This is a genomic window from Acidisoma sp. L85 (assembly GCF_009765865.1).
Lineage (GTDB): Bacteria > Pseudomonadota > Alphaproteobacteria > Acetobacterales > Acetobacteraceae > Acidisoma.
In genome coordinates this window covers 18,955-31,639 of record NZ_LMUQ01000015.1, presented here as the reverse complement: position 1 = coordinate 31,639, position 12,685 = coordinate 18,955, and the positions used below count along the sequence as shown (strand labels likewise).

The following is a 12,685-nucleotide window of genomic DNA, read 5'->3' as shown; positions in this document are numbered from 1 at the left end:
TGACAATGCCACCGTCGCCGACCACATGCCCTCCAGCCACCGCCGTCATAAGGATTGGACGATTGAGAGGATCATGCAGGAAGCGATCGCCATCGGGCCGTCGGTCGAGCTCCTCTGTCAGTTGATCTTCGAAGATCGGCCTCATCCCGAGCAGGGCTTCCGCTCCTGTCGCGGGATCGTTGGCTTGGCTAGGAGCTTCGGCGCGTCCCGGGTCGAAGCGGCGTGCCTACGCGCCCTGGAAATTGGCGCTCGGGCCTACGGGCCGGTCCGCTCGATCTTCGACAAGAAGCTCGACGGCCTGCCCGCGCAGCATCTGCGCGGGTCCGCTCCACAGTCCGAGCTTGAGATCGAGCACATCAACATCCGTGGCTCTCGATATTACCACTGAAGGAAAGATGAATATGCTGAACCACCCCACTCTCGCTCAGCTCAACGCCTTGGGCCTACATGGCATGGCCAAGGCTTTCTCGGAACTCATCACGGACCTTGAGGCGGCCGGCCTCCAGCACAGCGAGTGGCTCGCCATGCTCCTCGATCGCGAAGTCGTTTATCGCCAGGACAAACGCATGGGCGCTCGCCTCCGGCACGCCAAGCTCCGCCATCAAGCGGCGCCCGAAGGCATCGACTACCGCGCTCCACGCGGGCTTGACCGCCAATTGGTTCAAGAGCTGCTAAAAGGAAGCTGGATCGAGGCTCATGAGACCCAACCACGCGTCAGAAGGCAAGAATCTTCTTGCTTCTCCGGGGGCGTCCACAGATGAGCCTAGCGCCGCGGCGAAATCCCGCTCCAGCAACGGATCCGCGCATCTAGAAGGGGACGAACCCCGTAGTCTAGCCAGGGGAGGACGCACGATGGGATGTGCGATAGTCGCGATACCGAAAAAGGCTGATTACAATTTTGCCTATTAGCCAAAAGGATGAGTCGATGTGCGGACCCGAAGAGCAAATTTCGATATCAGCGCAAGCGCGGCTGTGATTGTGGGCACGCAAAGAGAGCCAACGCGGGGCAAGTCTCGGTCGGCTCTATGCAGGGGAGCCGTGCAGAATGCCTAAGGGCTACCCACCTTCGCATAACGAGCGTGCTGCACCCAGTTTCAGCACGGATCCTCACGAACGAGAGAAAACGATATGGCTGCGTGAATTGGTTTCGCAGGCTAATTACCTCGCGTCGGGAGCAGACGACGCTGTCGAATCAAAGAAACTGCTCGACCAACTGGAACGGCTCCGTCAGGCAAAACGCGGCCGGAACGGTCGGGTAAGGCGACCGGTCATGGTGACGCGCATCGGCGTCCGCTCCATCACGCTTGGCCTCCTGTTAGCAATTTCCACAACGTCATTCCTATTATACTCGAGCGTAAGACCTGTCTCACGCCTTAGCCAAACAAGTCGCTCTAAGCCCACGTACGACATCGCCAGCAATGCGGTTGCGGCGATATCTTCACCTCGCCCGCTTGCTCCGGTATCTAAGGCGCATCGGTCAGACACTTCATCGTTCGAAGCTCAAACCACTTCCGATCGAGCGGATATCGGGCAGCTGGACAGAGCGCCCCCCAAAGAGCCCTACGCGGCCACTATAGCGTCCACGGCTTTTCCCCCTCAGCCCGTGCCCACGCCGCCGAAAGCGCTGCTCGACTGGTCTAAAAGTTGGCAGCAGGGAACACCCAGTGCGCCTCCTCATGCGGTTAGAGTAGGTCCAGCGCCCGTCGTAGCCGCGAAGCCTGTGCGTTTACTTCCGGTCCCGCCTCACCCATCAATGCCAACGCCGCTTGGCCGGTCTGAAGTTGCAACGGCCTTCCTAAACGTTGATGCTCTTCCCGAAGGCACAGCGCTTCACGTCTATGTCAACTATTCTTCGAAAATTCCTGACGAGGTCTCGCAAGCGACGGCAATCTTGCGGAAACTACAAAGTCAAGCTGTTGATGTGGTCAGTCGGGATAACCACACTCGGCCCTTCCAAGAGGGTAGCGTCACATACTTCTTCTCCGACGACAGCGGTGGAGCGAAGTTGGTCGCTCAGAAAGTAAAGGATCTGACTGGTCACGATGCTGCCATTAAACTGATGAAGCAAGCACCGCTGCCGCGACCAGGAACCGTCGAAGTTAACCTTTAGTCCAACACGAGGAACTCCCATGAGCTACATTAGTAGGTCGAGCCTGACATTCTCTCTCTTAGCAATCTTGAGCTCTCCGACAGCTTTTGCTCAGTCGACAACGAGCACACCCCAAGATGCGGCCGCCAGCAAAGCCCCGAGTAGCCTTTCCATTTATTTCGATACCGGCAGCAGCGCGATCCGCTCCGATGAGACTAGGGTACTCGATCAAGCGTCACGTCTTTACAATGATGGCAAGCCAATCGTCATGATCGTTAAGGGAATGTCCGATACCACGGGTCCTGCCGAAGCCAATCTTCTTCTGTCGCAGAGTCGAGCTGACACGGTGCTTATAGCACTAATTTCACGTGGGATCCCTGCAGATCGTTTTCAGGTTCTTGCGACAGGCGAGACGGAGCCCGCTATAGCCACCGCGCAGGGGGTCGCGGAGCAGCGTAACCGACGTGTCGAGATCACGTGGCGCTAAGCCACCTCGGTCTGCTGGTTTTGGCCGTCGCCGCCTGGCCAGCATACGCAGCCGCCGCCACAGTCTGCGATGGTCAGGCAGCTTACGATTCCGGCCGATTTCAGGACGCCCTTAAGATTTGGTCGCAGCTGGCGGAGCAGGGTGATGCACTCGCCCAATTCAACCTCGGGCTCCTTTACGATATTGGCGCAGGCGTGGAAGCCAATCCAACACGGGCCTTCGCCTACTATGAGCGCGCGGCTGCAGCCGGTTTGCCAACTGCGGAGTTCAATGTCGGTGTTATGTATGACAGTGGGCGGGGCATAGTCCACGACGCCTCAAAGGCGGCATCTTGGTACTCTCGCGCCGCCGCCCGCGGCCATACCCGGGCCGCCTTCAACATCGGGCAACTCTATGAGACCGGCGACGGAGTGCCGCAAAATTTAGACGTGGCCGAACAATGGTATGGCATAGCGAGTGCCGTTATACCGGCGGCGGACGCAAAGCGGAGGGATCTCAAGCGAGCGATAAACTACTCGACCTCGAAGCGCTTTGCGCCCCCTCTGGCCGCATATCCGGTCGGTACGGACGCGGTGCTGACACCTAATCGTGACGTAGAGTTGGTCTGGCTTGCGCCGCCGGAACCCAGTGCTACCCGCTTTTTCGTTGAACTGCGGGAGATGAGGGGCGGCAACTCCAACGAAGTCTACTCAGGTTACACCGACTTGACAGCAATAGTGGTACCCCTGAATGATGCCGATCGGTTCGCTTGGCGCGTCTACGCTGTTGCCGAAGACGGCTCGCACTATTCCACCAGCGGCTGGAATCGCTTCACCGTGACGGACGATACTAAGACTCGTCCTGCTGCAATGGTTCCAGATCATCCATCTAGCCGCCGTGGAGGGTAATCGTGACGCCGCTTGAGAAGATCAGTCAGCCTGTTTCCGAGGCCGGGCCGCGAGCGAATTCGGCATCACACATGCGGTGAAGCGGCCAGCGGCCGCCCATCGGCAGCGATACCTCGGGTGTTCTTCCGTTCTGTTGACTGACCGATGCCATCCCGGCGTGAAGCCCGCCTCGTGGGAAGCTTTCGGCCGGTGCGCAGTTGTTCGGTTTGCCCCCTATCGCAAGAGAACTCATTTGAGATGACGTCTAACCACGCCTCCTATCGGCCGGATATCGATGGGCTTCGCGCTATGGCGATTGTCGCCGTGGTCGGATATCACGCGTATCCTACGCTAGTGCCTGGTGGCTTCGTGGGCGTGGACGTCTTCTTCGTGATCTCCGGCTTCCTCATCGGTACAATCATCTATACGGGGCTGGAGAGAGACAATTTTAGCCTTTTGAACTTCTACGTCAGACGCGCGAAAAGAATTCTTCCTGCCCTTATCATCGTCTGCTGCGCGGTTTTGGTAATAGGCTACTTTGTACTGATATCGTCGGAGTACAAAGACCTCGCAGAAAGTGTCGTCGCGGCCTCTTTGTTTTCCTCCAATTTCCTGTTGTGGGTTCAGACTGGATATTTCGACAGCGCGGCCAACAACAAGGAACTGCTTCATCTTTGGTCGCTAGGGGTCGAGGAGCAGTTCTACCTGGTCTGGCCGATTCTCACCTTATTCATGTGGCGTCGGGTGAATTTGTTCACCTTGACCTTGGTAGTCGGAACTATATCTTTTGCAATCAACCTTTATCTGACATATACAAATGCGGTCGCTGCATTTTATCTGCCAGTCTCGCGATTCTGGGAGTTGATGCTGGGCTGCGGACTCGCGCGCTGGAACGTGCGCTCCGCTGTTACACTCGTATCCTACCCTAACCTCAAGTCCTCTATCGGAATCGCCGCGATCGTCGCGTCTGTGGTCTTGTTGTCGACGGACCATCATTTTCCCGGCTGGGCGGCATTGCTCCCAGCGTCGGGTGCGCTTCTGATAATCGCAGCTGGCCCGGATGCCGCAATCAACAAACTTATTCTATCGCGCAGGGCAATAGTGGCGATTGGTCTGATCAGCTATCCCCTTTACCTATGGCATTGGCCGTTATTGTCATTCCTGCGGATTATGGAAGGTGACGCATTACCTGCATCGGGCGCTACGCTTGCAGTCTGTTTGTCGTTCATTCTGGCCTACCTAACCTACGCAGCCGTCGAGAGGAACGTCAGGCACCTGCACGGATGGATGGTGGCACCAGCTCTCTGCGCTGTCTTAGCGACGATCGGGTTTGGTGGTCTAGCCATCCGCCAGCACGATGGCGTTCCTGCTCGAGCGATCAATCAGCTGAACGTATCAGACAACCAGGTCGGGAACGTCTCTGCGGAACTGATCAACGAGTGCGGAATGTCATCTAACGAGAAACGTGGCATCGCATTCTGTGTCGCGGACCGGAGAGGGCAGCCTGTTTACGCTTTACTGGGTGACTCGAAGGCAGCGGCGTTGTTTCCTGGCCTCGTGAAAGAGTCTTCTGATCACGAGCGATGGATGTTCATCGGCGGTGCCGCAGCCGCAGGCGCACCGATACCGGTGATTAGCGATGCCGGGCAATATAAGGGGTTCGAGCGCATGACGGTCGTCGCCGCCAACGCCGTCGCTCGGAATCCATCCATACAGGTCGTAGTCCTGGTCACAGCGATCCGGTCGCTGTTCCAGACCACCGATCCGTATCTGAAGGATCTTGCTCAGACTCGGAACTCCGAGATCGTCTTCCACGGGCTGGACAAAATGGTCGCCGACATGACAGGCGCGGGTAAGAACGTCGTCCTGGTTATGGACAACCCCACACTCGCTGATCCGGTGTCATGCATAAGCCGGCGCACTTCACTTGCGATCGTTAATCGAATATTTCGGCATCGGATCAACGATCACTGTTCGGTATTGATTAGCGCCAACATGGAACGAACAAAGGTCTATCGAGAGGTTATCAAACGGCTGTCGTTGAAATGGAGCGGTCGGTTGAAAGTCGTTGATCCCACTAGCGTGCTGTGTTCAACCAAGAGAAACAGCTGTCCGATCGAAAAGGACGGTCATCTGCTTTACAGTTATGACGACCACATCTCAGACTATGGGAGTATTCTCGTGGCTCGTGAGATTATACCCGTCGTTCGTCGTTTGCATTATGCGGAAAGTGGAGACGAACGGCGCGGTGGATGAGGAAAGCATATCACAGTGCCCTTCTCCGGATGATTGGATGCTGGTCGCGCGCAATTTTACCGCCGCGGATTGATCGTCGGCCGCAGCGGCGCCCTTTTATGTGGTCTGTGCATGAAGCGCTGCGCTGCTGGGATTCCATTTTCGGTCTACGCTTTGGGCCGGTCCGGACCTCCACGACGCATCACGGCGACGCCCTGCTCAGCCCATCAAGCCGCGTCAACGGATTGGACTAATACCGAGTCTCGTTAAGGGTGACTCGTGGGGGGATTCCCGAATCGGCTTGGATCTGATTCAAGATGGCGAACCTTGGAGTTTGCCATGCCGATCCCGCTTCGAACGGATTTTAGCGCGACGCAGGTGCGCGCTGCTGCCAAGAAGACTAAGGACGGCACGCAGGCGCGCCGTTTGCTGGCATTGGCGGCGATCTACGACGGCGGCACGCGGAGTGACGCCGCCAAGATCGGCGGCGTCACCTTGCAGATCGTGCGGGATTGGGTGCTGAGGTTCAACGCGGAGGGCGCCATGGGCCTGCGCGATCGCAAGGCGCCTGGCCAGCCTGCCAGGCTCTTAGCGGCGCAGCGCGCCGCCCTTGCTGCTCAGGTCGAGAGTGGCCCTATTCCAGCGATCCATGGCGTTGTGCGCTGGCGTATCATCGACCTATGTCAGTGGCTGTTCGAGGAACATAAAGTGAGCATCTCCAAGCAGACGCTCAGCCGTGAATTGCGCAAGATGGGATACCGCAAGCTGTCTGCGCGACCACGCCACCATGCCCAGGCTGAGGGCGCGATCGAGACTTTTAAAAAAAACTCCCAACCCGTCTGGACGAAATCGCGCGCGAAAAGGGAATCGAACGCGGCGATATAGAAGTTTGGTTCGCTGATGAAGCTAGAATCGGGCAGAAAAACAAGATCACTCGGCGATGGGCAAGACGAGGCACTCGACCCTCTGCCCCGCATGACCAGCGCACGGCCTGGACCTACATTTTCGGCGCTATCTGCCCGAAGAAAGGGACCGCGGCAGCGCTCGTTCTACCTTGGTGCGACACCGAAGCCATGGGCCTGCATCTGAAGGTTATTTCGGAGAGCGTCACACCAGGTCGACATGCCGCCCTTCTGCTTGATCAGGCCGGTTGGCATATGTCGCCCAGGCTCAATGTCCCGGAGAACATCACGATCGTGCCGCTGCCGCCGAAATGCCCTGAGTTGAACCCTCAGGAGAACATTTGGCAATTCATGCGCGACAATTGGCTATCCAATCGCGTGTTCTCCTCATACGAGAACATCGTCGACCATTGCTGCTACGCCTGGAATAAGCTCGCCGATCAGCCGTGGACGATCATCTCAATCGGTTCTCGGGACTGGGCATAGCGGTTGCGATCAACGGGCCTTGGTATAAACCTCGCCGAATGTGGTGATCGCGGCGTCCAGGCTCTTCAGAATGGATGCCAGATTAGCCAGAAGCCGCTCGTGCTCGGTGGCCATCAAGGCCAGTTTCTCTTTGAGGGCTGCGATCTCGCCCTCTTTCAGATCGGCGGCTTTCGTCATTTGCATCCCGTTAGTGTGGAAATTCGCTCGAAGGGAGCCAGCCGCACGTGAGCGATACCGGCCAAGATGGGTAGCCACAAGCTCGCCGCGATCGGGCGCTGCCCCATCAGAGCACGATATGTTGCACTGCACAAGGGAGAGACGGTTCACTGCTGCGGCGAGCCAGGGAAGACACGTCCAGTGGCGGTGCTGGAGGCACCCCCGAAAGGAGTTATGGCTCGATGCCTACTACTTGGCACCTTAAACTACTCGGATAAGATGACGCTCGCGAGGATGACCGTTTGTTCGGTAACTTGAAGACGCTGCTCGAGGGGGCGCCGTCTTTTCGCGCCGCCCGCCCGGGCCTCAGGCTTGTGGTGACCGTGCCGACGGATGTGCTGAAGGCGCCTGGCTTCGTAAGATAGCAAATCGCGTTTATATACCCTCGGACGTCGAAGTTGATCATTCAGTTGCCCGGCAGGAAGAGGTCTCGCCCATTATAGGCGACGGATTGGTCGGCGGCCAGCCGCTAGCGCCGTGGCGCCTGGCGTTTGGCTGGCCGAGCGCAGCTCTGGCGACCTAACGAACAGCCCCCTCATCTCCATCCTAGCGTCTCCCAGGCTTGGAGCGGGACCGAACCCGGGACCCGTGCCAATGTAGGTGTCGATGTCGATGCAGCGTCGCTCATCCCACAGGCTCGAAGCCTGTAGGTAGGCGCTCCTTCGTATAGACTGCGATCTGGGTTAACAACGCGATCATCTGCCAAGTAATTATTGATTCACATTGTGCGCGTGGCGTGCGAGGCTGGTCGCACGAGAGAAGACACTGATTTCTTATTTCGGGTGGGTAGCCGCAAGTCCTGCAAGGGATCGTTTCCGATCGCAAAAGTGAGAACTGTTTGGCGGACTCGGATCGATTTCATAGCATGGGCACTGCCTCAAGCCACGCTACCACTGTCTCGATGCGAGTAATACTCGGCTGGAGGTAGTCGGGACGCCGACGCCATGACCTGAATGAGCCGCCCCGCTTAACGCGGTTGCTAACCCGACTGCGGCGGCGGCGGCTTGACCGGACGAACCCGCTGCCAGAACTGCCAGTTCATCCAGCGCCGCCTTTGGCTGCCATGCCGGTGGGCGTAAACCTTCGTAAACTCCGCCCCAAGCAGAAAGATTTGCGCCGAGTAGTAAACCCACAGGAGCAAGATCACGAGTGCACTGGCGGCACCGTAGGAGGAAGCAACATGACTGCTGCCGATATAGAGGGCGATGCCTGTCTTTCCGATGACGTAAAGCACTGCGGTAAATAGCGATCCGATGATGACATCTTGCCATTCGAGCTTCTTGTCCGGCAACACCTTATAGATCGCAGCGAACAACACAGCGGTAATCGAGAAGGAGATACCAATATTGATGAAGCGCAGTAGGAAGCCGACGCCGGGAACAACCTGATTGATTCGGTTCCAGGCAGCGGTGAGAGCAGCGCTAATCGCGAGCGACACCAGCAGCAGGAAGCCCAAGCTCGCAACCAGGCCCAGGCTCTGCGCGCGCGCCTTGACGAGCCGGGTCACGGTTGAATGCTCAGCCGAAGGATCGGCTTTCCAGATGGCGTTCAGGGATGACTGCAATTCGCCGAAGACGCCGCTCGCCGAGATCAGCAGGATAACCACAGATGAGGCCGTCGCGATGACGCCAGACTTCTTGTTCGACGCGCTTTGGATCATCGATTGAACGAGGCCGGCCGCGTCAGAGCCCAGCATTCCCTTGAGCTTTCCGAAAAGCACGCCTCGCGCGGCATCCTCGCCGAAAACGAAGCCCGCGATGGCGATCATCACGAGCAAGATTGGAGCGAGGGAAAACACTGTAAAGTAAGCAATCGACGCGCCGCGACTAAGACAATTGTCTTCGATATACCCGCTGACGGTATCTTTCGTCATAGCCCAGATGGCCCAAGGCTTCTTCTCGGTGATGGCCGGCTCATCCATCCGATGCCTCCTTACTTCCGTGTCTCCGAGAGAAGGGGGCGGTTGTCCAAGGATCAAGACCGTGGCTGATCGTCCACTTCATCCGTGAAGCTCCAATTTTGGGAGATGCGTGGTTTGAGCAATCTTTTCACGCCTAGAGATCCCCCTTCGCCCGTTCGATGGATCGGTGTTGATTTCCGCTGAGGTCTGACCCGGGGAGACCAAACTTTTCCAGACAAAGTTGATGCGCCCGAATTTTTCGATCTTTTGCTTAACTTCATGCAGGTGACGCTCTTCCTAGCTAGGCTAGCGTCTGTTCGTCTAGTTTTCAAACGCCCGATGAACTCCCGGAAGGAACCATCCAGATAATGTAGTGATTACTTTCAAGCTCCACAATTGACGAACGACTTACGCCGCCGAAATAGAATACCTCGTCCAACATTACGCCAAGCTCGTGGTCTGCGTAGAGGGATTGATCGAGATCGGCCCTAAAATCGGGCGTAATGTGATCCAAATTAATGCGCAAGGCATAAACATGATGCTGCACGCCGTTAAGAGTGGCTGTCCCACCCAGCAGTATTGACGGGTCAGCCTGCGGTCCCGCTTCCACCAGTTCGGCTGGCCAATGAAGCTCAGGTGCCGGAACGGGCATCGCCAACCCTCGCGCGTCTCTTTCTCGACGACATCAACCGGGGTAAATCTCGACGCTACGCGCGACCGTGTCGGCGACGTGTTCCTTAGTGATTACCCCTAAGACTCGCTCTGACACCTGATCGCCCGTTCGTCCAACCACAATAGCCATAGCCGCACGGCGACTCCAGATCGTGCGGATCACGTCGAACGCGATATCACTTTCTCGCACGATGGTAAAATTTGGTCGCACGAGATCGCCCAGAAGTGCGGCGCCATCGGCTGCGCCAAGGGCCCGCCGGAAATCGGCATCGACCAGCAGGCCGCCGACGATCGAACCCGCGCGCGTCACCACTACATGTTGCAGGCCGCCCTGAAGTGTCGCCATGTCCAGGAATGTCATGAATGACGTCGTCTCATCAAGCACAAGGACATCGCGCTCCATGATGTCCGCGGCGCTATGGACGAGAAACATATTGGCGTGTAGGGCCTTAGGGATCGGGTGGCCTCGACGCACCAGCTTGAGTGTATAGATATTCTCGCGCGACAGTATACGCCGGACGGCCAATGCAAGCGCAACCGCCAGGATCATGGGGAGCACGATGTTGTAATCGCGCGTCATCTCAAAAATCATTGTAACCGCGGTCATCGCGGCGCCGGTGCCGCCGCCGACCATGGCACCCATCCCGACCATTGCGAAAGCCGGCACGCTCACGGGCGCACCGGGGAAGAGTCCTGTTACAAGCGAGGCGAAGGCGGCTCCAAGCGTGGCGCCCATGAAGAGTGAGGGGGAAAAGACCCCGCCGGAAGATCCCGATCCTAGACTGATCGAGGTTGCCAACAGCTTGCAGGCGAAAAGCAACAGAAGAAAGGGAGCCGCACTCAGTCCGCCCTGTAAAGTAGCCTGGATGGTCGAGTAGCCAACTCCCTCGATATAGTAATGTCCGGCGCCTCTCCAGAGCAGGTACATCATAAGGCCGACGACAAGCATGCCGCATGCGTGTCGAAGGTAACGCCCTGGAATTCTGTCGAAACCGTCTTCTACCCAATGCAGGCCGCGAACAAAGCCCGCCGCGGCCACGCCGATCAGGGCGCCAAGTAAGGCATAGAGGGCGAGCGTGAGTACGCTACCGGGCTCATTCGGTATCGCAGCAAGGTCAGTTGGAACAGTAAATGCTGGCTGCGACCCGAAGAAAAGCCTTCCAATGAAGGTCGCGGTGCCGGTCGCAACGGCGACAGGCAGAAAGGTATTGACGCTAATTTCCGGCAGCATCAGTTCAGTCGCGAACAAAACTCCGCCAATTGGAGTGTTAAACGTCGCGGCGATCCCGGCTCCGGCACCTGCCGCAACCAAAGTAATCCGCTGACCAGCTTGCATTGGAATGATCTGGCCCAAAGTCGAACCGAGCGCGGAACCGATCTGGATGATGGGTCCCTCCCGTCCCACTGCACTCCCACTGCCGATGGCGAGCGCCGAGGCGATGGATTTGACCAGTGCGACAACCGGTCGGATCACTCCTCGCTTATAGTAGATGGCATCCATTACTTCCGGCACACCATGTCCTTTTGCCTCCGGCGCGAAATTGGAGACGATCCAAGTAACGCCGATGCCACCGATCACTGGCACCAAGATGACTAGAGGTCCCCAAGGGCTTGCCGGGGTGAAAAGGCTTGCATTGTAGGCGAAAGCGAAATGTCCCAGGAATAGGACGTTGTGAACAAGACCAATTAGCCCACGAAACACGATGGCGCCCCCACCCGTGATAACGCCGACGACGAGAGCGAGGAGCGAGAGTGGCAGAAGGCTGATCCGACGCACCTCTTGCTCTGATAGAGCGGCCGGTGCCGGAGGCGGTCGGAACGACTCTTCGACCTCCGGCGCATAGCCGACTAACCGTGGGTCTCCTGGCGCTATGTCATCGGTCATTCAATGTTCCTCGGCGTGATCGAACGTGCTTACATCATTTAGTCAGGAGGCTGGGAGCCGGCTCACATACCGCGCAACTGCGTTACGCTCCCCAACTGTAAGCTTGCCGGCGATGATCCGCATGATCGCATTCCCGTGGCCACTCGCGAAGAATGCGAGGCGGTTTTCCAAGATTGCCACCGGTCGTCCCGCCAGAGAGGGTGCCTCCATTCCGGGACGTCCCGTTGATGTCGTACCAGGGCGGAGCTTGACCGCAGGCGACAAGCGGAGCGGCCAGCGCCATGATTGGAACGAGCGTCGATACATTGCGACGATCAGGCCTCTCTATTGCTCTCACGGTCGTGCTCCACGCACTTGGTGTCGCGGAGAGATGCTCGCCGTTAGTGAAGTAGAGAATAGCTGTCGTGGTCCCGCCAACCTGGAGGACTTTAGGATCCGGCCCCATACACATCAGATGATAGTTGCCGGGCGCGATGCGATTTGTGCCCTAGGAGAAACTGACACTGACGAGACCATCTCCATGGCTTCGCTCCCACCGGCATTCGTAGAGCGGTGCAACATGGCAGAGCCGCAGCCTCTTATCTCAGCTCCAATTAACACGAGAGGCGTGGCGCCGAGGTTACGGAGGGTGAAGTAGCCAGCGGCTGGTCGGAACGGAAGCAAGGCCCGCAGCCTATCGTTGGTCAAGGTTTTGCATTGGGAGCAGCCGCGTAGGCCGATGCAAGCATCGATAGCAGACCACTCCCCGCGACGAGTAAGACTATTTGTGCACGATATCTGGCGAAATCAGCGACCTGCCTAATACCAAGTCTCGTTGATCATGACCGCTATGCCCAGTCCCGGGATCCGATTGAGATGATCGTCCAGGGTTGATCAGCGAGTTTGTTCCAGGCGTAGCAGCAATGGTCGACGATGTTCTCGTATGAAGAAAACACGCGATTGGATAA

At 57.6% G+C, this 12,685-nt stretch carries 11 protein-coding genes and 2 pseudogenes; 7 read left to right on the top strand and 6 right to left on the bottom strand.

Annotation, left to right across the window (positions count from 1 at the left end; all coding sequences use genetic code 11):
• Positions 1-4 precede the first annotated feature (4 nt).
• The 6 genes and pseudogenes from GSQ83_RS02615 to GSQ83_RS02590 all read left to right on the top strand — a co-directional run.
• Positions 5-388: pseudogene (locus GSQ83_RS02615) on the top strand (IS21 family transposase); the annotation flags it as partial.
• Positions 389-395: 7 nt separating this feature from the next.
• Positions 396-761, top strand: coding sequence for an ATP-binding protein (locus GSQ83_RS02610; protein ID WP_371417937.1), 366 nt, complete (start codon positions 396-398; stop codon positions 759-761).
• A gap of 1,368 nt (positions 762-2,129) precedes the next feature.
• Positions 2,130-2,576, top strand: coding sequence for an OmpA family protein (locus GSQ83_RS31040; RefSeq protein WP_158801203.1), 447 nt, complete (start codon positions 2,130-2,132; stop codon positions 2,574-2,576).
• Positions 2,567-3,463, top strand: a complete 897-nt coding sequence (locus GSQ83_RS02600; protein ID WP_216849877.1) for a tetratricopeptide repeat protein — start codon at positions 2,567-2,569, stop codon at positions 3,461-3,463. The genes GSQ83_RS31040 and GSQ83_RS02600 overlap by 10 nt, the downstream gene beginning before the upstream one ends.
• A gap of 144 nt (positions 3,464-3,607) precedes the next feature.
• Complete coding sequence (locus GSQ83_RS02595; protein ID WP_371417935.1) at positions 3,608-5,698, top strand: acyltransferase family protein; 2,091 nt, start codon at positions 3,608-3,610, stop codon at positions 5,696-5,698.
• A 318-nt stretch (positions 5,699-6,016) separates the two neighbouring features.
• A protein-coding gene (locus GSQ83_RS02590) for an IS630 family transposase (protein ID WP_254065459.1) occupies positions 6,017-7,065 on the top strand; the annotation gives its coding sequence in 2 pieces (ribosomal slippage) (positions 6,017-6,503 and positions 6,503-7,065; 1,050 coding nt in all).
• A 9-nt stretch (positions 7,066-7,074) separates the two neighbouring features.
• On the opposite strand, the gene GSQ83_RS02585 is transcribed toward GSQ83_RS02590, so the two are convergent.
• Complete coding sequence (locus GSQ83_RS02585; protein ID WP_158801196.1) at positions 7,075-7,242, bottom strand: hypothetical protein; 168 nt, start codon at positions 7,240-7,242, stop codon at positions 7,075-7,077.
• A gap of 281 nt (positions 7,243-7,523) precedes the next feature.
• Here GSQ83_RS02585 and GSQ83_RS30840 point away from each other — a divergent pair, with 281 nt between their 5' ends.
• Positions 7,524-7,646 carry a hypothetical protein gene (locus GSQ83_RS30840; protein ID WP_256367206.1) on the top strand — a complete coding sequence of 41 codons (123 nt, stop codon included), beginning with the start codon at positions 7,524-7,526 and terminating at the stop codon, positions 7,644-7,646.
• Between the two features lie 614 nt (positions 7,647-8,260).
• On the opposite strand, the gene GSQ83_RS02580 is transcribed toward GSQ83_RS30840, so the two are convergent.
• The 5 genes and pseudogenes from GSQ83_RS02580 to GSQ83_RS30260 all read right to left on the bottom strand — a co-directional run.
• Positions 8,261-9,202, bottom strand: a complete 942-nt coding sequence (locus tag GSQ83_RS02580) for a YihY/virulence factor BrkB family protein (protein ID WP_158801194.1) — start codon at positions 9,200-9,202, stop codon at positions 8,261-8,263.
• 307 nt (positions 9,203-9,509) lie between these two features.
• Positions 9,510-9,833 carry a hypothetical protein gene (locus tag GSQ83_RS02575; protein WP_158801192.1) on the bottom strand — a complete coding sequence of 108 codons (324 nt, stop codon included), beginning with the start codon at positions 9,831-9,833 and terminating at the stop codon, positions 9,510-9,512.
• A gap of 33 nt (positions 9,834-9,866) precedes the next feature.
• On the bottom strand, positions 9,867-11,738 hold the full coding sequence (locus GSQ83_RS02570; RefSeq protein WP_158801190.1) for a chloride channel protein: 1,872 nt from the start codon (positions 11,736-11,738) through the stop codon (positions 9,867-9,869).
• Between the two features lie 450 nt (positions 11,739-12,188).
• Positions 12,189-12,401 (bottom strand): copper chaperone PCu(A)C, encoded by a 213-nt coding sequence (locus tag GSQ83_RS31035; protein WP_371417940.1) that lies wholly within the window; start codon positions 12,399-12,401, stop codon positions 12,189-12,191.
• Positions 12,402-12,565: 164 nt separating this feature from the next.
• A pseudogene (locus GSQ83_RS30260) lies at positions 12,566-12,685 on the bottom strand (IS630 family transposase); the annotation flags it as partial.

Excerpts from the sequence above, each read along its gene's own strand:
- GSQ83_RS02610 (WP_371417937.1), top strand. The coding sequence starts at position 396 with ATGAATATGCTGAACCACCCCACTCTCGCTCAGCTCAACGCCTTGGGC.
- GSQ83_RS31040 (WP_158801203.1), top strand. The coding sequence starts at position 2,130 with ATGAGCTACATTAGTAGGTCGAGCCTGACATTCTCTCTCTTAGCAATC.
- GSQ83_RS02595 (WP_371417935.1), top strand. The coding sequence starts at position 3,608 with ATGCCATCCCGGCGTGAAGCCCGCCTCGTGGGAAGCTTTCGGCCGGTG.
- GSQ83_RS02585 (WP_158801196.1), bottom strand. The coding sequence starts at position 7,242 with ATGACGAAAGCCGCCGATCTGAAAGAGGGCGAGATCGCAGCCCTCAAA.
- GSQ83_RS02580 (WP_158801194.1), bottom strand. The coding sequence starts at position 9,202 with ATGGATGAGCCGGCCATCACCGAGAAGAAGCCTTGGGCCATCTGGGCT.
- GSQ83_RS02575 (WP_158801192.1), bottom strand. The coding sequence starts at position 9,833 with ATGCCCGTTCCGGCACCTGAGCTTCATTGGCCAGCCGAACTGGTGGAA.
- GSQ83_RS02570 (WP_158801190.1), bottom strand. The coding sequence starts at position 11,738 with ATGACCGATGACATAGCGCCAGGAGACCCACGGTTAGTCGGCTATGCG.